The sequence below is a fragment of the Bacillus luti genome (assembly GCF_001884105.1).
In the GTDB taxonomy this organism is placed as follows: domain Bacteria; phylum Bacillota; class Bacilli; order Bacillales; family Bacillaceae_G; genus Bacillus_A; species Bacillus_A luti.
This window is the reverse complement of sequence record NZ_MACI01000043.1, coordinates 36,354-61,273: the sequence shown is the minus strand read 5'-3', so window position 1 is coordinate 61,273 and position 24,920 is coordinate 36,354. Positions and strand designations below refer to the sequence as shown.

The window sequence follows — 24,920 nt, the reverse complement described above, 5'->3', positions numbered from 1 at the left end:
TTATTATTCATATACTGTAAACTGTGGTTTACTCGGATGATCTTTAACTAGCGCATCATCTGGAAACTTTGAAACTTTTTGATATAAGGCAATATCACCGATACAACCTGCTGTTAATAGTATTCCTAAAAATGAGAGTGGCTCCAGATTCATAGCTAATCCCAACACAATTGGCAAAATTCCAGTCGGTAAAAACGGTAACATTAATACTTTCTTCATTTGCTTTACTGTAATTTCTTTTTTAGAATGAGCGTATGCTACACCTAATTTCCAATTGACGCCCCATGTTAGTTCACTCCACGGAACACCGCCGATATAACGAAATCCAATTAAATGTATTGCCTCATGAATACAAACGAAAACAATCATTCCAATAATCAAAAGAAACATAATGGGCAATGTAAATTCAAATTGAACACCGCCTGAAAGAAATATATGCAAATAACCAATTCCAAACGCCAACGCAAATATTATAAGTAATGAATAGATATTTAACTTAACCATCGAAACAGCAACAGTCGTTTCTTTTCTCTTCTCCATCTTCCCCTCCTAAAACGTAAGTATTCCTTTACAAAATTGTATAATACATCTAAAACAATATAAAGATATATTTACATTTATTCTTAAACACAAAAAAAGAAACCGGCTACTTTACTTCGTAAAACAGCCGATTTCTTCTATATGTTTCATCGTACGCGCTAATACATCGTCGCGCATTATAAAGCTAAATTTTCTATCCGTTTTAATGTTATCAGGAATGTCTGTTAATAAAACAGATCCCTTCGTTTCTTCGTAATGCGTATGTGCTTCTACCGCACTAATTGTTGCAAAATAAATGTTTTTAATGATTATTTTGTCTTTTCCAGATACTTTATATTGTCCTAAGTAAGTTAAATCAGAAACTATGCCGCCGGTTTCTTCATGAACTTCTCGAACCGCCGCTTCTTCCGGTGTTTCCCCGAGTTCCACCTTACCACCTGGAAATTCAAGACCGCGACGTAAATGATGCGTTAATAACCATTGATCCCCGTACCGGCATACAACCCAAACATGCTTTGGCTCAGGAGAAAATGGATAACGTTCGAACGATAATTGTACAGTGTTGTGGTAATAATCTTTAAATTTGTACATGCCATTACTCCCCTATTGATGGTTACAAGTTTTTCCTACCACAAATTGTAGCATATTCTCGCTTTTCTGCATAATATTATCCAATTATAATCCATTGATTATTCCCATTTGCGCGACTAATTCTTTCGTCTCATGATTTCCTAAATCGTAAATCATTTTATATGCTTTTTGTAGTTGTTCATCATATCGGTCATTATTTGAATCGTGATGATACTCAACAAATGGAACGTGGGAGCGTACAAATGAACCTAAATCCTCTACATATGCTTGATCGAAGTACTCTCTCAACTCCGTAATCTCCTCATCACTCGCGGAAATCTCAAAATTATACGTATCCGCTGTCTTCACTTGTGAAATTTGACCATTTGCTATTGATATATAATATGTTTTTTTCTGCTCCATGTAACACCCTTCTTTCATCCTTTTTATTTCTATTGTTTTCATCAATTACAAAATTATGTAAAATAAAGAAAAGGAGGGATTCCATGTTCAAAATATTAATTATCGGTATTATAATCGTCCTAGTCATACTAGTACTCTCCGTCATGACGATTAATAAAGGGTATGCTTATAAACATTCTATTGATAAGCCAGAAGATAACCCGTATACAAAAAACAGCAAGAAGAATTCATAATACGCTTCCTATACTACTTATTTTAGCCCACATCATATCCAGTATTCGTTTACTGGCAGGTCAGCATAATTCCCTACCACTTTCACAATTTCTATTAGGTGCTTTACTATTCCTCATTGCCCTTGAACAAATAAAGAAAAAGGATTCAAGAATCGGATTTATTTAGATTTTCCTCATCATTAGCTATATAAAATAACAGGGGGGATATATATGCTAAAAGGATTACAGATTACTTTTGCACTCATTGCATTATGTATAGTAATCTATGGATATTTTACTGGTAATGGAGAAATGATGCCTTATATGTTTATTTTCTTAGGATTAATGGCTTTCACTATAGGACTAGGAGAAATAAAACAAGACAGAAAATCTAGTGGTATATTTGCTTTCATAGCTGGTGCTGGTGCTTTATTTCTTAGCTTCTCAGAACTATTCCGATAAATAGTCTATTTAAAAGGGGGATTTTCATGCAAACTGGATTACGGATTGTTTTAGGACTTCTTACTCTTCTCACCATATCGCTTTGCACTTATTCCCTTATTACTGATAATTTCATATTTACCCCATACATACAATTTGCTCTCAGCTGTTCCTTTATTCTTCTAGGGATTAACGAACTGAAATCCGGACGAAAATCAATGAGCATTCCGTTTTTTTTCATCTCTATTCTTACGCTCTTCGTTCTCATATAGAATGAAATCTTGAGCAATTTAGCATTTACAAGCACGTAGTAAAATAGAGGATCATTTTTTGCCAACTTTTGTCGGCAAGTCGATAGCCCTTGTCGAAACGTCGATATATTTAAAAAATCGTTGATATATTTCAAGTTGTATTCGATATATTTGAAAAATCGTCGATATAATTTTATTTATCATCATGCTACAAAAAAAAACTGCCCTTTTACAGGCAGTTTTTCCTTTTTATCCAAACACTTTCTCAAGTTCATCTTTATCTTGGCTTAACCAGAAGTTCATTAAGCGTTTTGCTCCTTCTAAGTCATGAAGCTTCGCTTGGCCACATTGTGTTTCATTTGCAGCTGGAATTTCTGTAATTTGAACCGCATCTTTTAATGTTAGTTCTAATAAATCAATGATTTCTCGAACTGTCGGTGTTCCGCTTACTACAAGATAGTATCCTGTTTGGCAGCCCATCGGTGAAATATCGATAATATCAAAATGCGGATAACGATCAATATATTTACGTAAATTAAATGCTAATAAATGTTCTAACGTATGAATAACATCTGGCTTCATTGCTTGTTTATTCGGTTGGCAAAAACGAATATCGAATTTATTTACAATACCGTCACTACCTACATTGTGAACTCCGCAATGTCTTACATAAGGTGCCTTTACAATCGTATGATCTAATTCAAAGCTTTCTACTGATGGCATACAACATCTCTCCCGCTTTTAATTTAATTCCGTTATATCCAATATGATATAACGGAAATGCACATTAGTAAAGTATTATGTACAGTCGTGCTATAATACTTTAAGACTATGCTGAAAAGGAGACCGTTATGAAACAGATTTTTATTGGGATTATACGCTTTTATCAAAAGTTCATTTCTCCGATGACACCACCAACGTGCCGCTTTTATCCAACTTGTTCTCATTACGGGTTAGAGGCGTTTCAAAAACACGGTGCCCTCAAAGGATTTTGGCTTACTTGCAAGCGTATATTAAAATGTCACCCTTTCCATCCAGGAGGATTTGATCCTGTCCCAGATAAAAAGGATGACAAAGTGAATTCTTAATTGTCGTAACCATTCACAACTAAATCTAATTTTCCTGTGTCAGGATCGATAACAAGACCGTGAACAGGTACTTCTTCTGGAAGTAATGGATGGTTGCGAAGTATTGATACGCTATGTTCTACACTTTCTTCTACACTAGAGAATCCTTGTAGGAATCTTTCTAAATCGATTCCAGAATAACGAAGTGTATCTAATTTCTCATTTGTTATACCGCGCTCTTTCATCTTCTCAATCGTACTGCTTGCTTGAATTTTTGCCATACCACAATCGTGGTGACCAACTACACAAACTTCATCAGCACCCAGCTCATATACAGCAACTAAAATACTACGCATAATACTTCCAAATGGATGTGAAATAACAGCGCCTGCTACTTTAATAATTTTCACATCACCGTTACGCATATTCATCGCTTTCGGTAATAATTCAACAAGGCGAGTATCCATACAAGAGATTATTACCATTTTTTTATTTGGGAATTTTCCCGTTTCGTACTCTTCGTATTTTTTTTCTTCAACGAATTTTTCATTGTATTGTAAAATCTCTTCTAATGACTTCATAGTAAAGGACCCTCTTTTCTCTCATTTACATTACTTATATAGTGTACCAAAATATGAAAAACACAAAAAGCATATTGTATTATTATAAAAGCAATATATTTTCAGATAACCGACATAATTCTTTCAAAATATACACACAGCTTTGTAACATGTATCACATACTATACTCCTATTTTCACTATAAACTAATTGTAGATAATGTAAAAAAGGAGTGAATATTTATTATGTCCGACGTTCTGTTACTGAGTCGTTTTCAATTTGCAATTACTATTTTTTATCACTTTTTATTTGTACCTTTGACAATCGGACTTGTTATTTTAGTAGCATGTATGGAAACTCAATACGCCCGCACATTGAATCCAACATACCGCAAAATGGCAAATTTCTGGGGTAAATTATTTACAATTAACTTCGTAATGGGGATTATAACCGGGATTACGATGGAATTCCAATTTGGAACAAACTGGTCTGAGTACTCCAAATATATGGGAGATATTTTCGGATCACCTCTCGCAATCGAAGCACTTGTTGCCTTCTTCTTAGAATCTACCTTCATGGGGATATGGTTATTCGGTAAAGACAAAATTTCACCAAAGTTCCGCGCCTTCTGTATGTGGATGGTTGCACTTGGAACAAATATTTCTGCCCTTTGGATTATTACAGCGAACGGTTTCATGCAAAATCCTGTTGGCTACGTAGTACGTAATGGCCGCGCTGAATTAAACGACTTCTGGGCACTTGTTACAAATCCATATGCTTGGAATATGTTCTTCCATACTGTAATTGGTTGTTATATCGTTGGTGCTTTCTTCGTTATGGCAATTAGTGCCTATCACTTACTACGTAAAAATGAAGTTGAATTCTTCAAAAAATCATTTAAGTTTGGTTTAATGTTAGGATTATTCGCTGCAACTGTTACACCATTTATGGGACATCAATCCGGTGTATCCGCAGCTAAATATCAACCAGCTAAAGGAGCTGCAATGGAAGCAGTTTGGGAAACTGGTAAAGGACAAGGCTTCTCAATTGTGCAAATTCCTGATGTGAAAAACGAAAAGAACTTTGAATTCCTTACGATTCCGAAACTAGGAAGCTTCTTCTATACAAACTCATTTGATGGCGAAATTGTTGGTTTAAAAGATATTCCGAAAGATGAACGCCCAAATGTTAACCTCGTGTATTATAGCTTCCGCTTAATGGTTGCACTTGGTATGTTCTTTATGGCATTAACTTGGTACGGCTTCTATTTAAACCGAAAAGGAAAACTAGAAAACTCAAAACGTTATTTAAAAATTACAATGTGGTCCGTCTTACTTCCATACATTGCGATTAATGCTGGTTGGGTTGTCGCTGAAGTAGGTCGCCAACCATGGACAGTATATAAACTCATGCGTACAGCAGAATCTGTGTCACCTATATCCGTTCCACAAATTTGGTTCTCTTTAATTAGTTTAATCTTGTTCTACACTTTACTTTTAATCGCAGACGTATACTTAATGCTAAAGTTCGCGAAAAAAGGACCTGCTGCATTAGAAGAACCTGCTACTGAAGGAGGTACAGCTCATGTCTCATGATATGCTTGCAGTCATCTGGTTCGGTTTATGGGGCGTAATTTGGACAGTTTACTTCATTCTTGATGGATACGCACTCGGTAACGGGATGATTTTCCCATTCGTTGCGAAAGACCGACAAGAACGAAATCAATTACAAGAAGCAATTGGCCCGTTCTGGGGCGGTAATGAAGTATGGTTAATTACAGCTGGTGGCGCAACATTTGCTGCCTTCCCAATCACATATGCCAATATGTTTAGTTATCTATATACACCGTTATTTTTAGTATTACTTGCACTATTTGCTCGAGCCGCTGGACTTGAATTCATGCATAAAGACGATTCACCAATTTGGCAAAAAACTTGTAAATGGGCATTTACAATCGGTAGTTTCCTAATCGCATTCTTATTCGGTGTTACATTCGCTAATCTATATTACGGACTACAAATCGGGAAAAACGGTTATGAAGGAAATTTACTTAGTTTATTAAACCATTATGGTATTTTAGGTGGCCTTTTCTTCACTGCTATATTCGTCGTATCTGGTGCCCTTTGGGTTATGATTAAGACGACTGGTGAAGTATCTGATCGCGCTTATAAAATCGCACGACCATTTTCAATGGCAGCTGCTATCATTTTAGCTATTTTCTACGTAGCAACTGCCAATCGTACAAACCTATTCCAAAACTTTACGGAATATCCTGTACTATTCATTCTTCCGGTACTTGCCATGTTAATGAGTGTACTCGCACTTATTATGGTGTACAAACATAAAATCGGTCTTGCATTCACATTCGTTTGCTTAACGATTGCAATGTTTATGACAACTGGCTTTGCAGGTATGTTCCCAAGAATGTTACCATCTCGTATTAACGATGCGTATAGTACAACGTTATACAACGCAGCTGGTAGTCAATTGAATTTAAAAATTATGTTCTTCGTTGCAATGGTCATGGTACCAATCGTTATTGGATATCAACTTTGGAGCTACAGTATCTTTAAAAATAAAATTCATAAAGACTCTGCTAAAGGATATCACTAAGATAAAAAAAGACACTTCGTTTGAAGTGTCTTTTTTATACGTATGATTTTCGATAAGATGTTATATTTCTAATCTAACAACTATGATATAGAAGAATCACTAACAGCTCACAGCTACATTGTAGCACAGGGAAAATTCATCATTTTATGAAATTTTGCATATTACACTATAAAGTAAATTGTATCCCTTGGTCATTCACATCATTATCCCCTACATCCGCTGTACTAACACCACTAAATGTTTGAACTTTTAGTCCTGTATTCGATGACCCCGATCCATTATAAGCTTTCGTCTTTTCAATAGGCTGCACGTTATATTTATCACCCAAATTAATCGTCCCATTGCAGTTTTCAATAATAACACCTTCCACAACTGCCGGCATTTTGTCACCTACTTTCATTTCGTTACTTTTATTTTATGAAAATCGCCTACAAAAATAGCATGTTTCAATAAGAAAAAGCACTCAGATTGAGTGCTTTTTCTTATTTACCGCTCTTCTCTCTCTCACAAGCAATTCCATCGCCATCACGATCTAAATGCTTTCCGTAGTATGGACTATCTCTTGTAATATCATAAAATCCAGCATCGTTTGCTTCTTTACAATTAGCAAAGCGCTTTGGCTCTTGATTTGCTCCTGGTCTTTCCTCATATGGTAATGTCGCATTATATAAGAACTGTACATATTGTTCACGAGTTACATTCATCTTAGGTGAAAACATATTATCGCCTGTTCCAGCAGCAATTTTATTAGACTGTACAGCGCTAATCGCTTTATTCGACCATGATTTTCTATCTACATCTACAAATGTATGCTCTGATTTTGCCACTAATTTATATGCATTTGTTAACACTTGAGCCATTTCTTCACGAGTCAAAGAAGCTTTTGGTCTAAAGTTCCCTTTTTCATCTCCTGCAAAAATCCCCATTTCTGTTAATGCTAAAATTTCCTTTTTAAAACTTGTTGAATGCTCATTAATATCATTATACGGATTATTGTAATTCTCTTTCGATCCCGGCTTTAGTTGAAGATACATAAGTCTAGCAACTTGCTCACGAGTCACGTCATCGCCGAATCCAAAAATTCCATTTCCGTACCCACTAACAATATTTTTACTTGTTAAATCTAAAATTGCTTTATAAGACCAATGCCCTGTTGGAACATCTTTGAAGATAGTACTTGCTTGTGCCGTCCCAATTGATGTAAATGCAGTTGTTGCGACAAGCGCACCTGCTAAAAGTATTTTCTTTAAATTCATTCTAAAATCCCCTTTTACTATTCTTAATAACCATTTAACATAATAACAAATTATTAAAATGTAATTTGTCATATCATGTCGAACACAAAAAAGAATCCAGCAGGATTCTTTTTTGCTAAGCATGAATGGCAATTTTGGAGACAGTTGACTTCTTCAAAAATTTATTAGGGGTAATATTTTGAAAAAGATAGCCTTTCATACGTAGGTTACCACCACTGGAATATATAGTAAATTGATAATATTTATACGGAAGATTGCTAATGTTTAGTATAGATACTTTCCACTATATCAACAGTGAAAAGCATCTACATTAAACAACAAAAAGGTGCCTTCACCGAAGACACCTTTTACGCTTTTCATAAACAGACACTATAAAACAGAATTTTTTATTGTTATACGATTGTTAGATACAAAAAAGTAGAGGGAAATGTTTGTATTAAATTCTGCTTTATATAGTCTGCCTATCACCTATATTTTAATCCTATTCACTTGAAAATAAATATAATATGCATAATTACATACAAAAGAAAAGACACTCTACCGAGTGCCTTTTCAACCATTTTACTTTTAATATAGCGCCTTGAATATACTTTATCAAGAAAATTCAAAATCCTTTTTCTTTCATTTTCAATTATAAAATCATGTAATATAAAAGGTATGTCAAATTCTTATACAAATTGAGGTGTACTATATTTATGTCTTTCGGAATTATTCCTCTTATATTGTTTATTATTTTTCTTATCTCCTATTTAAAAGATCCGCGAAAAATAATAAACGGCTTTTTATTTAATGCCTTTTTCTGTTCATTTTTATTATTTTGCGCAATAGCCTCCTATGAGTCTGGTAGTAACTCTTTACATTTTATCGTTATTATTCCTATGATAGCGCTAGTTGTAATGATACCTTTTGCAATAATCGCTTTAATGTTTGGACTATTTCTTAATGCGAGAATTTTGATGCGACGCGAAGGACGACGCTTCACAAATTCTTTAACTTTAATTGCTGCTTTAGGGATTTTATTCTGTATGCTAATCCCTATCATAAATCCAGCAAGTTTATTCTCAGCGCATTTTCAATTTATTTTTGCTGCTATTTCTCTTATAACTATATATTTCTTTGTACATTTGTCTAACTTCTTAAGCGCATATTTTTTATACCAATTCAATAGACCGAGACGTAACCAAGATTTCATCATCGTTCTTGGCAGTGGCTTAATTAATGACAAAGTGCCCCCTTTACTTGCAAGTCGCATTAATAAAGCAATCGACTTTTACTGGAAACAAGCAGCCGTGAATACACCACCAACAATTATATTCTCTGGTGGACAAGGTCCGGATGAAGGTCTTCCAGAAGCGGAAGCAATGCAAAATTACGCTATTGAAAAGGGGATTCCAATTGAACATACAGTGCAAGAAAATCGCTCTGTAAACACATATCAAAATATGTTGTTCTCCAAAGAAATTATGGATTCTTTAAAACCAGACGGTAAATATAGAAGTATTTTTACAACGAATAATTTCCATCTTTTCCGTGCTGGCATATATGCAAAACAAGCTGGTCTGAATAGCCAAGGAATCGGGTCAAAAACAGCCTTTTATTATTGGCCTAATGCAATGATTCGCGAATATGTCGCAATCGTCGTTATGGGACGTAAGCGCCATATGAAAGTATGTGGACCGATTTTAGGATTCGCTTTATTCCTAACAGTGATTAGTTTTATATTTTCTTAACAACATCCCATCCTTTTTAAGGATGGGATTTCTTATACTCATTTCAAATTTTTTTAAGACGATACGGTGATACTATTCCCTGCATACATCCATTAAAGGAGAATTTTTTCAAATAAAATGTTAAAATGGAATTTAGGTGTGAATTACGTAACAAATAAGAAACTAGTTTGAAACGAGGAAATTACATGGAGAAAATTATCAAAAACAAGCCCAATAAGCTAAAAATTGCTTCAAAAGCTTTGATGATTATTATTGGGGCATTCATCACAGCGTACGGATTAGAAGCAGTATTAATTCCAAATAACGTATCAGACGGTGGTGTAACTGGTTTAAGTATCGTTAGTTCAAGATTATTTGGATTGCCATTAGGAGCTCTAATCGCAGTTATTAACATTCCTTTCGTTTGGTTAGGATATAAGCAGATCGGTAAAAGCTTTGCAATTTATTCTATTATCGGGATTGCTTCATTAGCAATCGGTACCGTTGTCATGCACGGTATACCAACTATTATTGAAGGCGATACATTATTAGTTACAGTTGTCGGTGGTATTATTATCGGTTTTGGTATGGGACTAGCATTACGTAACGGCGGCGCATTAGATGGAATCGATATGCTAGCTGTATTACTTTCTCGTAAATTACCATTTGGAACGAGTGACCTTATTTTATTCTTAAACATGTTCGTATTTATTTTCGTATCAACAGTATTCGGTCTTCAAGGCGCTATCCTTTCGGCAATTGCTTACTTTATTGCTTCGAAAGTGATTCATATCGTTGAAGTTGGTTTAAGTGGTTCGAAAACATTCAAGATTATCACAAAAGAGCCTGAATTAATGGTAGAAACCATTCGCGATCGTTTAGGCCGAAGCGCAACATACAATGAAGTTTATGGTGGTTATTCAAGAGAGAAATTCAAAGAAATTTCTTGTGTAATTAACCGTTTAGAAGAAAGTAAAATGAAAGACCTGATTAATGAAATCGATCCTAATGCCTTTATTACAGTTTATGACGTAGCAGAAGTAAAAGGCGGTAATTTCAAGAAACGCGATATTCATTAATCGTTATGCAAAAAAAGAGGCAGTCCCAAAATGTTGGGACCGCCTCTTTTTATTATAAAATCGATACTGCCTGTCGAATCGTTGATATATTTTATTCCCCCCACCTTCCTCCGCTCTTAATCCATGCTACGTATTTTTGAAAGGCGGACACTTCATGTTGAAAGCGAAGTGGAACATATAGAAAGAGAGTACATGTACATAATATCCATAGAATACCTACTACAAAGTGAAATCTCATCGTTGTACTTATAAACAAACTCACGAATAATACGAGGAACATAATTACACTAAATCTTTTATACATAGTCATAACAATCTCCTCCTTATAACTTAATTGTACCAGCTACAAGGAATTAATCCCCATAAAAAAACCGAAAAGTAAATTCCACTTTTCGGTCTCTATAACTATCTTCTCTTCGTAATCTTTCCTGAACCACCGACCCTTGTTTTTGGGGGAGATGTATTCTTTGGTGGGGTTTTAATAGAAGATTTCGGCTTCACATCTGATCCGCTCGAACCACCTGGTGTTTTTGTAATTTTCCCTTTGCTTCCAGTAGAAGGCGGAGGCGTATTATTTCCTTTTTTCGTAATACTTCCTGTATCTCCTACAGAAGATTTCGAATCTACATTATCGCCTCGCTTAATGATAGACCCTTTCCCTTCCTTCGTAATTGGAGGTGGGTTTTTCTTTTCTTCTTTCGTAGGCGGTCTTTCTGGCGTAACGGGTTTATGATTTTGTCTGTCATTATACCCTCGGTAATCACCAGATGATGATTTTTTCGAACCGAATATATCGTTTAATATACTCCCCATAATATATCCTTGCAGGAAGGACGGTTGATAATTTTGACGGACAAACTCTTCATTACTGACTTCAATTAACGTATCAGATGGTTTCTCTTTATCCTTTTGAAGGTTATACATTTTATCAGAATAAACGAGAAACATTTGATTTTCGTCTTCTTTAGATGCTTGCTTTGGTTTCCTTTCGGCTATAAGTTCCTTCGCGACTTCAGGAACTGACCGATTGGCGGCCCTATACACGTAAGATTCTTGTTTACCTTCTTTTGCGACAGACTCAAGTGGATAGCGGTCTTGAATCGACTTTGTCTGCCCGCCTTGACAACCTGATAAGGCATAACCAGCAACAACAAGTAATGTAACGATAGCAAGTATAGGGATCACAAATGATTTAATCATGGTAAACAATCGGTTTGACATGATTACGCCCCCTTACGTTGCTCTTATAATTTGTACATCAGCAGGAATGATTGCTTCTCCCTCATACATCATTGTGCGACCATTTTGCCATTCAATACGTAATAACTTTCGATTATCAGATTGGAATTCCCATACGTACTGTTCCTCTGAAGCTGAAAATGGTGTTTTTCCCATCACAACAACACGTCCATTATATTGCTCTTCCATATGGTACTCTGTATCATCCATTTCAATCGTCGTCGGAATTTCGTCAATTGAATCTAAACGACCATCAATTGGTGTATATAATTTGTAATACGTATTTTCACGATCTTCAATTTTTAAATAACGAATATCTTTCCCGTCTTGCAGCGTTAAAACAATTTCCTTGCGAGAATGCATACTCGTTTTCCCAGTTAATTCGTACATGACTAATGAAACTTCAATCATATCACCAGGTGCTAACGTTAAAAGACTCTTTTCTGGCTTCGGCGGCTCTGGACTTTTCATTATATTTTTAATACGTTTAAATAAACTCATGATCTACCCCTCCTTTTCTCTTTATAAACAAGCACCTAAAATAAGTGCCCCAACAATATGTAATGATCCAGCTAACATTGCATGCGCAACACTGCCTTCTTTCGTACCTTCTTCTAAATCAAGACCAGACATTTTCTTTAATACGAATTCAATGAACATTTCTACCACTAATAAAATAACGAAAGAAACTGCTGAAGCAAGAAGTGCTTGCCATAAATCATTTGCTTTCGTTATCGATTGGGATAAAATGTATCCTTGTGCGAATAATTTCATAACAAAACGAGTCGCTACAGCCGTATTCCCATTTTTTATTTCTTTTAAATCATTGTATTTTGTAAAAATTGAATCAACCCACATAATTGCAAATAAAAGTACTGCACTCGCTCCAGTCCATACAAGCATGGCTACTACATTCATCCACGACATTGCAAAACCTCCTCTAAAAAGTAATAGAAAACCGACATGAATGTATTTAGACATGTCGGTTCATTTGTCTCTATTCTATATTATTTCTCATACTGCTTCATAATACGAGCTAATTCATCGTCAACAGCAGAATTTTTGTTTAAGCTTGCGAATTCATCATCTAATGATTTTTCTTTTTTGTATACTTCACCACTTGCTTCTGCTTCAGCCTCTAATTGAAGAGCTTTCTCTTCCATACGGCTTAAACCAGCTTTTGCTGAATTCGAATCAAATCCAGACATCGCCTGATTAATATTCTTTTGTGCTTTCGCTGCATTTACACGCGCTACAAGTGTTTCACGTTTATTTTTCAGCTCAGTTAATTGCTTACGCATTTCTTCTAACTTCGCACGAAGATTATCAGCAGCTGCTTTGTTTTGCTCATAGCTTGCTTTATACTCATTCATCTTTTGCTCTGCATTTTGTTTTTCTTCTAGTGCACGGCGCGCAAGATCTAAGTTGCTAGCTTGAACAGCCATATGAGCTTGTTCTTCACGTTTTTTCACAAGTGCTTCTTGCTCTTCAAATAATAATTTGAATTTCTTCTCAAGCGCGATTTGAGCTGCTACACTTTTCTCAGCTTCTTGTACATCCGCTTGCATATCACGTAAATATTGATCCGTCATCTTAACTGGATCTTCCGCTTTTTCAATTAATGAATACACATTTGACATTGTTAAATCTCGTAATCGTTTAAATACAGACATCCGAATTCCTCCTATGATATACCTCATATTTCAAATTCACTACTTGGAAAACTTAAAAATCTCCCTTTACAGTAAAGAATATTCATTTTTACAGCCTATGTGTTTATTATAACAAAACAAAGATGCCCTTACATGTTATTTCCAAAATACATCCAATATAATATGACATTCCAAATACAATATTGTTTTCCTAATATATTCTCATTATTTATCCTTAGAATTAACTTATTTTTACGTACTTTCACTAAATTACATTATTGTAATGTTACTGTAAGCTAACTCGATAGTTACGTCTCCATGTTTCTTATACACTAATACCAGAAGCAACAAACAAGCTTCTTCACATGTAAGCAATAATACAAAAATTGTATTTACTATAAAACATATAAAAGGAGAAATCATCATGAAAAAATTAGTAGGGATCGGATTAGCAGCAGCAATTTCACTTGGAGCATTATCAGGTTGTTCTTTATTAGGAGATAAAGCGAACGGTTTTGTACTGTACGGATCAGAAGAACAAGTTCAGCAAATTACAGATAAAAATAAAAAAGAAGTGAAAGAAAAAGACTTCTATAAAATGAAAATGACAACATTAGATGGCAAAAAAGTGCTTGTAATGAATAAGAAAACTGGTGAAGAACTCGTAAAAAAAGAGTTACTTAGCAAAGTGGATGAAAAAGACAACACGAAACCACTTGATAAATTACCGGCTGTAACGACTGAACAAGGTGTATTATTCGCAAAAGAGAAAGTTGAAAATACTACACTTGATGGTGCGAAATTAAAATATGAAGGCAACACAATTATCGGAAGTGGCCGCGCATATACAGATATGTATGCAATTGTTGATGACGCAACTTACAGCAATGTAAAAGGTGATGAAAAATCTGTAGGTGTATTAAAATTCGATAAAGACCCAAGTAAAGAATTCCCTGGTTATAACGGAGTAGAAGCTTCTCAACTTGTAAAAATTAAAAAATAACACAAAAAAAGCTTTGCGAATTTCGCAAAGCTTTTTTCTATTTATGAGCAACTTGCTCCATATCCGGGCTACACGTTTGCGACTGACATGACTTATTTAAAGAACATGCTGCGCATTTTCCTTTTTTACTTCTCTTTACAAAATTAACTAACGTATATGCTGCATAACCAAAAATGATAGCTCCAATTATAATATTGACCATCACCACAATACATCTCCTTCTAGAATCCGAGTAAGGATCCAACTTGGTATATAATGAGCGTTAATACATAAGCAACTACGAGTGGATAAACGACTGAGAAAATCGTCCACTTCGCTGATCCTGTTTCACGTTTAATAACAGCCACCGTCGCTAAACACGGCACATATAATAAAATAAAGAACATAAATGCATAAGCTGATAATGCTGTATAATGTGCTCCCATTACATTTCCAAGCACATCTTCTTTAACCGCATAAATGATTGCCATTGTTGAAACAACAACTTCCTTCGCTAAAAATCCTGTTAAAAGGGATGCTGCAGCTTGCCATGTTCCAAAACCAAGTGGGGCAAACAGTGGTGCAATAAATCCACCAATCATTGCTAAATAACTGTCTCCCATATCAACACCAAATCCTGATGGACCTGCATAATTTAATAACCAAATGACAACCGATCCACCGAAGATGAATGTACCAGCTTTACGAACAAATCCTTTCCCTTTCTCCCATGTGCTCAGCCATAATGTTTTTGCTTGTGGCACACGGTAAGGTGGTAATTCAATTACGAAAATAGATTTTTCCGCTTTCAAAATCGTAAGAGACATAATTTTTGTAACGAGTAATGCCAGAACAATACCTGCAACATATAAAGAAAATACAACAGTCGCCTGACTATTAGGGAAGAATACTCCCGCAAATAATGCATATACAGGTAAACGTGCTGAACAAGACATAAATGGTGTTACTAAAACTGTAAGTAAACGCTCTTTCTCTTGTTCAATCGTTCTCGCCGCCATAATTCCTGGAACGTTACATCCAAAACCGATAATCATCGGAATAAAAGCTTTACCGTTTAAGCCAAAGAACTCCATAATCCTATCCATAACAACTGCAATTCGCGCCATATATCCTGAGTCTTCTAATAATGAAATGAAAAAGAATAGTGCAAAGATTTGTGGCACGAATACTAATACAGCACCAACACCAGCAATAATACCTTCTGTAACGAGTGCTTGAATAAAATCAGAAGCACCAACACTTGTAAGTCCAGCCGTTACCCAATCCGTAAGCTGTCCACCAAAAAATCCATCTAACATATCAGATAACGGTGTCCCAATCCACGTAAACGTAACCTGAAAAATAAAAAACATAACTGCTAAAAAGATTGGAAGTCCTAAAATTTTATGCGTAATTAACCTATCAATTTTTTCCGAAAAAGGAATTTTTCCTTCTTTCTCATGCTTCATAACATTTGTTTTTAACTTTTCAATATACGCTTCACGAGTCTTGTAAATATGCTCCTCTAACGTACAATCAAGTTTTTCTTCTAAGCGAGATCGAACGGCTGCAAGTTCCTTATAAATTGGTAGTGCTTTCATTTCTTTTTCTACTACTTCGTTATTGCTTAGAAATTGAAGGGCTAACCATCTTGGATGCTCATAATTTGCTGTCTCTAAAAGAGCAATTATCTCTCCAATCCCTTCATCCACTTGTACACCATATGAAATAATGAATGGTTTTTTCTCTTTTTTGTCATTTTCTTTAAGAGTCGTAAGTAATTCTTCACAGCCTTTTCCACTTCTTGCAACGACAGGAACGACTGTTACTCCTAGTAATTCTGATAACCGCTTTACATCAATGACAATTCCTCTTTGCTTCGCCACATCAACCATATTTAGACCAATTGAAACGGGCTTACCAAATTCAAGTAATTGCAACGTTAAATGCATATTTCGTTCAAACTGCGAAGAATCCACGATATTTAACATATGATTAAATTCTTCTGTTAGTAGAAAGTTTGTTACAACACCTTCATCACGTGAAACTGGATTTAAATCATAGACGCCTGGTAAATCAATTAATGTTCCTTGCTTATCTTTTAATTTACCAACCTTCTTTTCTACTGTTACACCGCTCCAGTTTCCTACATATTCATAAGAACCAGTAAGTGCATTAAATAATGATGTTTTCCCTGTATTCGGATTCCCTAGCAAAGCTACCTTATTCACGCTAATTCCACCTTTATCATTTTCGCGTCACAATGACGAATACTAATTAACTGTCCACGACACTCCAATGTACAAGGACCTTTGAACATCGCTTTCTGTTTCATACGAAGTTCGCTTCCTTCAGAAAGACCGAAAGCAGCCAGTCTTCTCTTTAGTAACTGATCTAACGACTGAATACTTTTTACTAACACTTTCTCGCCAATTTTAATATCTACTAAGCTCATAAACTTCCCCCTCAGAAGAGAATGATAATTATTTTCAAAAGAATTATAGCACACTCTATTTCTCTTGTACTATACCCTTTTGCTTCATATTTATTAACATTTCGCTACAATTCTATTTCAATAATTGTCATAACAGATTCGTTTGCCATTCTCATCCATTTCGCTTACAATAAACAATAGCAAATAAAGAATCTCGTTATCACAGGGGGAGCCATGTCGCTGAGAGGGAACAATTCGTTCCGACCCTTCGAACCTGTTAGTTAATGCTAACGCAGGGATTGTGCAAACGTCCGAAATACACACCTCTTTTTATTTACGTATTTCGTATCCTCCTATGATAATGTTCTTTTTTGTACAACTTGGATTTAGGGGGAGACAACATGCGTAACACCAATTTACAAGCGATGATCGAATCTGCTATTCTTGCAGCCTTCGCCATGATTATCGACATTTTACCATTATCACTTAAACTTCCAACAGGTGGTTCCATTTCATTTGCAATGATTCCTATTTTTATTATCGCATACCGCTGGGGCTTCAAAATGGCTTTCTTAGGAGGCTTAATTTGGGGACTATTACAAATTGTCGTAGGAGATGCTTACATCTTAACACCTATTCAAGCATTCATTGAGTACTTCATTGCCTTTGCTTTTATCGGATTTGCTGGTTTATTCTATCGTCCAATTCAAAATGCTCTTCTTTCATCTAATGAAGACCAATCCAACTTAGGTAGCCGTAAAGATAAACCTGCATCAAAACAAAACAAAAAAAAGAAAGCACTTGTTTACATGATCCTTGCAACATTTGTCGGTAGCTTTGCACGCTACTTCTGTCACTTTATCGCCGGTATTATTTTCTGGGGACAATATGCACCGAAAGGTCAATCTGCTGTGCTATATTCATTAATTGTAAACGGTAGTACAATGCTTGGTTCTTTCGCCTTATGCACAGTATTACTATTCCTTTTATTTAGAACTTCACCACGCTTATTCAAAAGCATCGGTGCTTCTCAAATAAATGCAAACAAAAAAAGCGCTTAATAAGCGCTTTTTTTTCATATCGTAATATCAATTAAAAATACAATAAATGCACAAAAGAAAATGAATACCATTATACTTAGCCAATTGCTATGCACGGTTCATCGACTCCTTACATAACCTCATATTCTAACCAGATTATATCGCTTAAAAATAAAGATTAGGTAAAGATAATATGAAAATAAATTAAAAAAAGCGTAGCATGCATCATCTACGCTTTTTTCTGTAAATAGAAGTAAAATAACACACCATCTTCTGTATTTTCTGCCCCATATTCAGCATCGTGCAGTTCCAAAATATTTTTTGAGATCGCAAGACCAAGCCCTGTTCCCCCCTGTGAACGCTGGCGAGCTGCATCCACGCGATAAAAACGATCCCAAATTTTATCTAACTGCTCTTCTTCAATGTGAGTACCCTTATTTTCAATACATACTTTTATACGACCTTTTTCATCTATTGTAGAAACAATAATATCTTCCTTATTTGGTGTATAACGTATCGCATTCGTAATGAAGTTCACAATGACTTGTTCAATCCGGCCTTGATTTGCCATCACTTCAAATGGACCTATATTTTTCTGAACACGAAGTTCTTTTTTCTCTATTTCCACAGAAAGATGTTCACATATATCTTCAATTACTGTATCAATATAAAATAAATCCTTTTTCATTTTATACGTGCCTGACTCAAATTTAGCTAACTCAAGCATATCCAAAATTAACGTATCCATTTTGTCTACTTCTCGTTCCATCGCTTGAAAATAGTATTCTTTTTTATGTTCAGCTACCCCATCTTTTAAAATAGAAATACAGCTTTTCATAATACTCAGTGGTGTTTTTAATTCATGTGAAACACCTGATATGAATTCTTTTCGTGTCTTTTCTAGCTTTCTTTCCTTTTCAATATCTTGTTCTAGCTGTCCAATATGCGAATGGAGTTTATTCGATAGCACATTAATATTTTTCGATAAATCCCCAATTTCATCTTTTGAAGTAATCGGTATTTTTTCTGTAAAATCTAAATGCGCTATTTTCTTCGTTGTATCATTTATTTTTAATAACGGTTTTGCAATTTGTTTTGAGTAATAGAACGAAGCTAGAAAAATGAGAACGACCACAAATGCAATAATGTAGATGTAATAATCTTGCACCATTTGTACAGCTTCATCTACTGGTTGTAAGGAAGCCATCGCATATATATATGTGACCGATCCGTCTTTTTCTTTTATCGGTTTCATTAATAATTTATATTTAATATCATTTTTTTCATAGTCCATTGTCTTTGTTGAATACTCTATTTGATTACTCTCTTTTAGTAATAAATCCGTTTGAAACTCTTTTATACTATCGAAGAATAAATTATTCTTATAAATTGGATTTACAAAACCTTTTACATCGGGTAACTGTACTTTCGTAACACGGCCCGCTATGTAAACATCTGGTTCTGGGGCAGCTTGCTCCTGAACGGCTGGCTTCTTTTCCTTACCAACTTGTTCCCCAGCTACTTTCTTCTTCTCCTCATTTAATTTACTCATTTTCTCATTAAATGCTTTTTCTAACGGTTTATTCGAGCCGCTTAAATTCTGCTTAGATAACGAGAAAGAGAATGGAATAAAATTATCTTCTTTTTTCACTCCAGAAAAATAAATTTCTTGGCCTAAAAACTGCTCTGATGATTTATTATCAATTTCCTCTATATTGACGAGATTGTATAAGGGCATTTTGAATAGTTGTCGTCCAAAGCTCTTTTGTTGTCTACGATCTATCGTTACCTCAAAATAAAAATCATCCACATGCTTTAAATTCCCGTTCTGATCTAATGTCGTAATCCATGTATTATTTTCTCTTAAAAAGTCTTGCTCCAGCTTTTGAATTCCTTCTGCATTTCCGGCTTCCTTCAAATAATTCTGTTCAAAGGAATTTAAATTTACTTTAATATCTTCCACTTTTCGATTCGCATAATATTGCTTAAAAAATATCGTCTGTCCAATAAATATCGTCGCTAAAATTAACATGCATAATGCTGTTGTGAGAGTAAATAATTTCAGTACAATCCCTTTTCTCATACAGTCCCCTCAAATTTATAACCAGTTCGCACTACAGTTGTAATGTACTTTGCTTTTTCTCCTAATTTATTTCGCAAATTACGAATATGGCTATTAACCGTTCGATCATCGCCAGCAAATTCATATCCCCAAATTCTTGAAATGAGTTGCTCTCGTGTTAAAACAATCCCTTGGTTTTTCATGAAATACGCTAATATTTCAAACTCAGTATGTGTTAAATTAATATCTGTTCTATCTACAGTAACAGTACGTGACGGTAGATGAACGTGAATACCATGAATTGATAACGTATTATCTTCACTCTCTAAAAGTTGTTTTGTCACTTTTCTGCTTTCTAACAACCTTTTCGCTCTTGCTAATAAAATTGGTGGGCTATACGGCTTCGTCACATAATCATCCGCCCCAAGTTCAAATCCAAGTAACGTATCATCCTCATCAACACGTGCCGTCAGCATAATAATTGGAACCTCGGACGTCTTACGGATTCTTCGGCAAACAGACCACCCATCAAGTTCTGGTAACATAATATCTAGAATAACTAAATCTACTTCTTCTTCCTCAAACACAACTAAAGCTTCTTTCCCATCTCTTGCTTCAAACACTACATATTGCTCACTCAAAAAATAATCTTTTAATATTTCACGTAATATATCTTCATCTTCAACAATTAAAATATTCTTTGACATAACTTATGTACCCCCTCCCGCTTTCAGAAACTACAATTTCATTTTGAATAACTAGCAGTTAATTTCGCCTCGATAATATATCTATCTGGTGCATCCCCTATATAATCAAATGGATAGCAAGTTGTCAGTGTTAATATTGGCTCTTCTTTTTTTATAATAACAGTACGATCATCAGCATGGGTAATCCATATTTTTTGAATTTCATATGTGTAAGTTTTTTTATCATACTCTAAAATAAGGGTATCCTTTTCTTTTAACTCTCCCAACTCTGTAAATACCGTATCCCGGTGCCCACTCAGTACAGTATGTCCCCCTCCAGATGGCGTTGTCGTTAAATCACTAACGAACATTCCAACTCCCTTCTTCAACGTTGCATCACCAGCTCCCCAATATATAGAAAACTTCTTTTTTATTTTCGGTATATTTAACATCGCTACCTTTTCTCCTTCTTTATGTTCTGTTTGAGAAGAAGGTACTTGAGAAGTTACAGGTGTTTCATAAGGAAGTTGATTATGTTCTATATTGTTAAAGTTCTTTATTTCTTCTTTCGTTAATTGTTGAGCAGAGCTTTTTCCTTTATACCATTCCATAGCGTAATATGATCCCATGAATAGCCCTATAGCCATCAATAGGATTCCGATATAATTAAGCAACTTCACATTTCATCCCTCCATGCAAAAAATGGTAGGAATAACCTACCATTTTTAATATGTGAAATTATCCCATTCTTTATAGGACAATATTTTATTTACCCCTTAACTTTATTGCGACGATTCAAACCAAATAATGTACCTATTGCTACAAGAGAGGCACTTAAGCCCATCATTGCGACATTATTTGATGCTGTGTTTGGTAATTTTTCACCTTGTACAACTGGCTTCGCTACTTCTTTTTTCGCTGTAGCATTTTTTTGCTGTTCCTTAATTGCGGCTTCTTTTTTTGCCATATCACTTTTTTCTTGTACTTGCGCGGCTTGCTTTTTCGCTACATCATTTTTTTGTTGTTCCTTAATCGCAGCTTCTTTTTTTGCTTTATCTTGCTGTATTTGCGCCTGTTCTTCCTTTGTTACTGTTCCAGTATCCGCACTTACTACTGAAGAATATCCTACTGTTAAAAAAGCCATTGCACAGATTGGTAATAGTTTCTTTTTCATTTTTATTCTCTCCCTATATTTTATTTACATCAACTCGCACCGGATGTATCACTAGAATAAATAATTGATGTAAATATAAGGTGCAGATGAAATATATTTCATTTAAAGATTTCATTGTAAAAAAAGGTTATCCGAAATAATCTTCGGATAACCTTTTAAAGTTAATCTACACTTAAAGCTTTCTTGCCCATTTGATTATAAATACTTGCAAATCGGCTCTTACTTACTTTTACATTTTTCGTCCCATAAAACGGATCATTATAGTATACGTAATTATCATCCACACCTGTTAAAACAACTGCATGCGTATTCATTCTTGCAGAAATTGTTTTTCCACCTGGTGTTTTCCACGTTGTAATTGGTCTTGGGTTATTTAAAGCGACAGTTACCCATGTTACTACTGGTTTCCCATTTCTTACATAGTCTTCTAAAACAGAAAGATCATTTCCGGTTAAGTTCGTTCCTCTTGCATATTTATCTAACAATCGTTTTAGTGGTTCTGGATTAATAGAATACCCTGGTGTATTCCCTGTTACATCACCTACAAATCCTACATCTGGATCTCCCCAAATTTGTGATGACGTTTTATAATTTTTTAACTTCGTTTGATCAAACGGCATTTCAAACGCAAACATCACTTTATTGAACGAACGACCAATTTGATGTTCCACAAGCATTTGTAAAGAAACAACTTCACATCCATTATTCAATTCTGGGAATTGATACAGCGACGGTACATTCAGTATGACCTGACTACGATTAACATTTCCTTCATTAACCCACTTTAATCCGTTACTAGTTTGAATTTGAATCCAGCCACCATCTCTTTCACCATAAACTTCTACTGTCTGTGGTGCATACTTTCCGGATACACGAGATACAAAACTCGGACTATCATAAGCAAAGAATACTTTAGATAAATACTTCGCTTCTTTTTTCGTATCTAACCATTGATAGCCTGCATATGTACGTATACGAAGCCACGTACCTCTTTCCTCTACAACAGTTACTACTTGAGGCCCATAATAACCTAATATATTTGCAGATCGGACAGGGGCATCATAAGTAGTAAAGTCTCTATCAATCTGTACTTTCTTGTCTATTAAACATACCCACTTATAACCTAAACCAGTATAAATTTTAATCCAATTTCCTTCTCGCTCTTCAACAACTGTTACTATTTGCGGAGTATACTCACTTGAAATACCAGAAGATAAGGATGCCTCATTGTATGTCAAAAAGTTATTATTCATATTTATTTTCTTTTCAACTAAACAAACCCACTTAAAACCTTCTTCCGTATGAATTCTAATCCATCCATCTTCTCGTTCTTCATACACTGTTACTTCCCTAGGTCCATATTCCTTTGAAATTCCAGATGATAAAGATGGTCCATTATACGTAAAGAATTTTTTCGAAATGTTTATCTTTTTTACCTTCACTTCATTGTCTTTAGACTTATCTGTAACTGCGACGAGCTGCGCTGCCTCTGCACGCGTAATGGATCTATCCGGTTGCCAATGCTCTCCATCAACACCACTGGATATACCCATGCCTACTAAAATATTAATGAATTTCTCACCCCAATGATCTTTTACATCAGCAAATAATGTTGGTAATTCTTCATTAACCTTTTTGTCTAATTGATAAGCTTGGACCAACATCGCTGCCATAGCAGCTCTTGTCATTTGTCCATTCGGATTAAATTTCCCATTTCCTTCACCTTTAATGACACCTGCTTTTTCCACCGCAGCAATATAAGAAGTTGCCCAATGGTCTTGAGAGTCTGTAAAAGTTGGCTTTTCTCCTTCTTTAACTTCTAATCCTAAAATTTTCGCCATAATCGTAGCTGCTTCAGCTCTACTTAATACTTTGTTTGATGCAAACGTTCCATCCGGCATCCCAGAAATCACCTGTTTATGAACTAAATAATAAACAGACTCTTCCGCCCACTTTGGCACATCAGGAAACGATTGCGGCGCTGCTTGCATTGTAATAGCAGCTCGTTTTAATTCTGCTTCTCTCTTTTCCTGTTCTTCTTTTTGTTTCAATTCAAATTCTTGTTTTGTTTGTTCCTCTTTTTGTTTTAGCTCAAGTTCTTGTTTTGCCTGTTCTTCTTTTTGTTTTAATTCAAGTTCTTGTTTTGCCTGTTCTTCTTTTTGTTTTAATTCAAGTTCTTGTTTTGCTTGTTCCTCTTTTTGTTTTAATTCAAGCTCTTGTTTTATTTGCTGCTCCATTTCTAGTTGTTGCTTTTTCAATTCTTCCTGCTGTTTTCGTAATTCATCTTGTTGCTTCTTTAGCTCGTCCTTCTTTTTTTGTTCTTCTAATTCTTCAAGAGTTTTTTCTTCTTGGCTATTGTTTTCTTTTATTTCTAATGCATTCTTCTCTTCAAGTTCTTCTTGTTTTTTTAATTCAGCAGCTTTTTTCTCTTCATTGTTATCCTTCACTTGTAACGGGTTCTTCCCTTCAAGTTCTGCTTGCTGCTTTTTCAACTCATCTAATTCCTGCTGTACTTCTTCCAGTTGTACTTTATGTTCACCATCTTGTTTCAGTAACTCGTCTTTTTTCTGGTTTAATTCATCTACCTTAACAAATAATTCTTCCTGCTGTTTTAAAATTTCTTCTCTTTTTTCTAATTCTATTTGTCGTTCTTTGACAGCTTCTAATTGTTTGTGCAGTTCGCTTTTCTCATTGCTCTGTATGTGTGGTAAAGCTTCTATACTATTTCTCGTTTTATTTTCAATTTCCGCTAGTGAACTAGAAGGAAATGTTAATAGATTTGTCGCTAACAGACTCGCTACTGCAATTACACTATACTTTTTCATCATACACACACCTCTTCGAATTTTATTACGTTCATATTTCCTAACAATATGTAAAATGTAAGATTCCTCCATAATCATAACAAATTTTTCCTCAGACAAAAGGAT

The 24,920-nt window shown here is 35.0% G+C and carries 29 protein-coding genes and 1 riboswitch; of the genes, 9 read left to right on the top strand and 20 right to left on the bottom strand.

Going from position 1 to position 24,920, the window contains the following annotated elements; genetic code table 11:
- Positions 1 to 3: 3 nt before the first annotated feature.
- The 3 genes from BAQ48_RS10035 to BAQ48_RS10025 form a co-directional block, all read right to left on the bottom strand.
- Positions 4 to 540 carry a DUF3267 domain-containing protein gene (locus BAQ48_RS10035; protein ID WP_071710959.1) on the bottom strand — a complete coding sequence of 179 codons (537 nt, stop codon included), beginning with the start codon at positions 538 to 540 and terminating at the stop codon, positions 4 to 6.
- A gap of 111 nt (positions 541 to 651) precedes the next feature.
- Positions 652 to 1,131 carry an antimutator 8-oxo-(dGTP/GTP)ase gene (gene mutTA / locus BAQ48_RS10030; protein WP_000276383.1) on the bottom strand — a complete coding sequence of 160 codons (480 nt, stop codon included), beginning with the start codon at positions 1,129 to 1,131 and terminating at the stop codon, positions 652 to 654.
- A gap of 84 nt (positions 1,132 to 1,215) precedes the next feature.
- A complete protein-coding gene (locus tag BAQ48_RS10025; RefSeq protein ID WP_071710958.1) occupies positions 1,216 to 1,533 on the bottom strand; it encodes a hydrolase in 318 nt (105 codons plus the stop codon).
- An 83-nt stretch (positions 1,534 to 1,616) separates the two neighbouring features.
- On the opposite strand from BAQ48_RS10025, the gene ytzI reads away from it, so the two are divergent.
- The gene (gene ytzI, locus BAQ48_RS10020) at positions 1,617 to 1,766 is read left to right on the top strand and encodes a YtzI protein (protein WP_071710957.1); all 150 of its coding nucleotides are present in this window, start codon (positions 1,617 to 1,619) and stop codon (positions 1,764 to 1,766) included.
- A 210-nt stretch (positions 1,767 to 1,976) separates the two neighbouring features.
- Positions 1,977 to 2,207, top strand: coding sequence for a YczI family protein (locus BAQ48_RS10010; protein ID WP_071710955.1), 231 nt, complete (start codon positions 1,977 to 1,979; stop codon positions 2,205 to 2,207).
- A gap of 479 nt (positions 2,208 to 2,686) precedes the next feature.
- Here the strand turns inward: BAQ48_RS10010 and luxS are convergent, their stop codons facing one another.
- Positions 2,687 to 3,160, bottom strand: coding sequence for an S-ribosylhomocysteine lyase LuxS (gene luxS, locus BAQ48_RS10000; RefSeq protein ID WP_001141369.1), 474 nt, complete (start codon positions 3,158 to 3,160; stop codon positions 2,687 to 2,689).
- Between the two features lie 128 nt (positions 3,161 to 3,288).
- On the opposite strand from luxS, the gene yidD reads away from it, so the two are divergent.
- Positions 3,289 to 3,525 (top strand): membrane protein insertion efficiency factor YidD, encoded by a 237-nt coding sequence (gene yidD, locus BAQ48_RS09995; protein WP_000809334.1) that lies wholly within the window; start codon positions 3,289 to 3,291, stop codon positions 3,523 to 3,525.
- Here yidD and BAQ48_RS09990 read toward each other — a convergent pair.
- Positions 3,522 to 4,085, bottom strand: a complete 564-nt coding sequence (locus BAQ48_RS09990; protein ID WP_000838168.1) for a beta-class carbonic anhydrase — start codon at positions 4,083 to 4,085, stop codon at positions 3,522 to 3,524. The two genes, yidD and BAQ48_RS09990, sit on opposite strands and share 4 nt — an antisense overlap.
- A 224-nt stretch (positions 4,086 to 4,309) precedes the next feature.
- Between BAQ48_RS09990 and cydA the strand changes: the two genes are divergently transcribed.
- Together cydA and cydB are read left to right on the top strand one after the other, a co-directional pair.
- Positions 4,310 to 5,659 (top strand): cytochrome ubiquinol oxidase subunit I, encoded by a 1,350-nt coding sequence (gene cydA, locus BAQ48_RS09985; RefSeq protein ID WP_001286173.1) that lies wholly within the window; start codon positions 4,310 to 4,312, stop codon positions 5,657 to 5,659.
- Positions 5,649 to 6,677 (top strand): cytochrome d ubiquinol oxidase subunit II, encoded by a 1,029-nt coding sequence (cydB, locus tag BAQ48_RS09980; protein WP_071710953.1) that lies wholly within the window; start codon positions 5,649 to 5,651, stop codon positions 6,675 to 6,677. Before cydA ends, cydB begins: the two co-directional genes overlap by 11 nt.
- 166 nt (positions 6,678 to 6,843) lie before the next feature.
- Here cydB and BAQ48_RS09975 read toward each other — a convergent pair whose 3' ends face one another.
- Positions 6,844 to 7,077, bottom strand: coding sequence for a spore germination protein (locus tag BAQ48_RS09975; RefSeq protein ID WP_071710952.1), 234 nt, complete (start codon positions 7,075 to 7,077; stop codon positions 6,844 to 6,846).
- Positions 7,078 to 7,159: 82 nt separating this feature from the next.
- Positions 7,160 to 7,933, bottom strand: a complete 774-nt coding sequence (locus tag BAQ48_RS09970; protein ID WP_071710951.1) for an S-layer homology domain-containing protein — start codon at positions 7,931 to 7,933, stop codon at positions 7,160 to 7,162.
- A gap of 695 nt (positions 7,934 to 8,628) precedes the next feature.
- Here BAQ48_RS09970 and BAQ48_RS09965 point away from each other — a divergent pair.
- Both BAQ48_RS09965 and BAQ48_RS09960 read left to right on the top strand, forming a co-directional pair.
- A complete protein-coding gene (locus tag BAQ48_RS09965; protein WP_071710950.1) occupies positions 8,629 to 9,663 on the top strand; it encodes a YdcF family protein in 1,035 nt (344 codons plus the stop codon).
- 185 nt (positions 9,664 to 9,848) lie between these two features.
- Entirely contained in the window at positions 9,849 to 10,721 is an 873-nt protein-coding gene (locus BAQ48_RS09960) for a YitT family protein (protein ID WP_000411242.1), read from the top strand.
- 91 nt (positions 10,722 to 10,812) lie between these two features.
- On the opposite strand, the gene BAQ48_RS09955 is transcribed toward BAQ48_RS09960, so the two are convergent.
- The 5 genes from BAQ48_RS09955 to BAQ48_RS09935 form a co-directional block, all read right to left on the bottom strand.
- A complete protein-coding gene (locus tag BAQ48_RS09955; RefSeq protein ID WP_071710949.1) occupies positions 10,813 to 11,031 on the bottom strand; it encodes a hypothetical protein in 219 nt (72 codons plus the stop codon).
- 95 nt (positions 11,032 to 11,126) lie between these two features.
- Positions 11,127 to 11,942, bottom strand: coding sequence for a DUF4247 domain-containing protein (locus BAQ48_RS09950; protein WP_071710948.1), 816 nt, complete (start codon positions 11,940 to 11,942; stop codon positions 11,127 to 11,129).
- A gap of 12 nt (positions 11,943 to 11,954) precedes the next feature.
- Positions 11,955 to 12,461, bottom strand: a complete 507-nt coding sequence (locus tag BAQ48_RS09945; RefSeq protein WP_000051750.1) for a DUF4178 domain-containing protein — start codon at positions 12,459 to 12,461, stop codon at positions 11,955 to 11,957.
- A gap of 21 nt (positions 12,462 to 12,482) precedes the next feature.
- Positions 12,483 to 12,887, bottom strand: coding sequence for a DUF350 domain-containing protein (locus BAQ48_RS09940; protein WP_071710947.1), 405 nt, complete (start codon positions 12,885 to 12,887; stop codon positions 12,483 to 12,485).
- Positions 12,888 to 12,967: 80 nt separating this feature from the next.
- On the bottom strand, positions 12,968 to 13,633 hold the full coding sequence (locus BAQ48_RS09935) for a PspA/IM30 family protein (protein ID WP_071710946.1): 666 nt from the start codon (positions 13,631 to 13,633) through the stop codon (positions 12,968 to 12,970).
- A 403-nt stretch (positions 13,634 to 14,036) separates the two neighbouring features.
- Here BAQ48_RS09935 and BAQ48_RS09930 point away from each other — a divergent pair, with 403 nt between their 5' ends.
- Positions 14,037 to 14,615: a lipoprotein BA_5634 family protein gene (locus tag BAQ48_RS09930; protein WP_071710945.1), complete on the top strand. Its 579-nt coding sequence runs from the start codon at positions 14,037 to 14,039 to the stop codon at positions 14,613 to 14,615.
- Positions 14,616 to 14,652: 37 nt separating this feature from the next.
- Here BAQ48_RS09930 and BAQ48_RS09925 read toward each other — a convergent pair whose 3' ends face one another.
- From BAQ48_RS09925 to BAQ48_RS09915, 3 genes are read right to left on the bottom strand one after another with little or no spacing between them, the layout of a single operon-like run.
- Positions 14,653 to 14,820: a FeoB-associated Cys-rich membrane protein gene (locus tag BAQ48_RS09925; protein ID WP_000989599.1), complete on the bottom strand. Its 168-nt coding sequence runs from the start codon at positions 14,818 to 14,820 to the stop codon at positions 14,653 to 14,655.
- Between the two features lie 16 nt (positions 14,821 to 14,836).
- Complete coding sequence (gene feoB, locus BAQ48_RS09920) at positions 14,837 to 16,825, bottom strand: ferrous iron transport protein B (protein ID WP_071710944.1); 1,989 nt, start codon at positions 16,823 to 16,825, stop codon at positions 14,837 to 14,839.
- Positions 16,822 to 17,049 carry a FeoA family protein gene (locus BAQ48_RS09915; RefSeq protein ID WP_000060514.1) on the bottom strand — a complete coding sequence of 76 codons (228 nt, stop codon included), beginning with the start codon at positions 17,047 to 17,049 and terminating at the stop codon, positions 16,822 to 16,824. The genes feoB and BAQ48_RS09915 overlap by 4 nt, the downstream gene beginning before the upstream one ends.
- A gap of 194 nt (positions 17,050 to 17,243) precedes the next feature.
- Positions 17,244 to 17,345, top strand: a riboswitch (TPP riboswitch).
- An 84-nt stretch (positions 17,346 to 17,429) separates the two neighbouring features.
- On the opposite strand from BAQ48_RS09915, the gene thiT reads away from it, so the two are divergent.
- Positions 17,430 to 18,089, top strand: coding sequence for an energy-coupled thiamine transporter ThiT (gene thiT, locus BAQ48_RS09910; protein ID WP_071710943.1), 660 nt, complete (start codon positions 17,430 to 17,432; stop codon positions 18,087 to 18,089).
- Between the two features lie 208 nt (positions 18,090 to 18,297).
- On the opposite strand, the gene BAQ48_RS09905 is transcribed toward thiT, so the two are convergent.
- The 5 genes from BAQ48_RS09905 to BAQ48_RS09885 form a co-directional block, all read right to left on the bottom strand.
- Positions 18,298 to 20,151 carry a sensor histidine kinase gene (locus BAQ48_RS09905; RefSeq protein ID WP_071710942.1) on the bottom strand — a complete coding sequence of 618 codons (1,854 nt, stop codon included), beginning with the start codon at positions 20,149 to 20,151 and terminating at the stop codon, positions 18,298 to 18,300.
- The gene (locus tag BAQ48_RS09900; RefSeq protein ID WP_071710941.1) at positions 20,148 to 20,837 is read right to left on the bottom strand and encodes a response regulator transcription factor; all 690 of its coding nucleotides are present in this window, start codon (positions 20,835 to 20,837) and stop codon (positions 20,148 to 20,150) included. The genes BAQ48_RS09905 and BAQ48_RS09900 overlap by 4 nt, the downstream gene beginning before the upstream one ends.
- A gap of 38 nt (positions 20,838 to 20,875) precedes the next feature.
- On the bottom strand, positions 20,876 to 21,496 hold the full coding sequence (locus BAQ48_RS09895; protein ID WP_071710940.1) for a class D sortase: 621 nt from the start codon (positions 21,494 to 21,496) through the stop codon (positions 20,876 to 20,878).
- Between the two features lie 89 nt (positions 21,497 to 21,585).
- Positions 21,586 to 21,990 carry an LPXTG cell wall anchor domain-containing protein gene (locus tag BAQ48_RS09890; RefSeq protein WP_071710939.1) on the bottom strand — a complete coding sequence of 135 codons (405 nt, stop codon included), beginning with the start codon at positions 21,988 to 21,990 and terminating at the stop codon, positions 21,586 to 21,588.
- Positions 21,991 to 22,151: 161 nt separating this feature from the next.
- The gene (locus BAQ48_RS09885) at positions 22,152 to 24,818 is read right to left on the bottom strand and encodes an S-layer homology domain-containing protein (RefSeq protein WP_071710938.1); all 2,667 of its coding nucleotides are present in this window, start codon (positions 24,816 to 24,818) and stop codon (positions 22,152 to 22,154) included.
- Positions 24,819 to 24,920 lie beyond the last annotated feature (102 nt).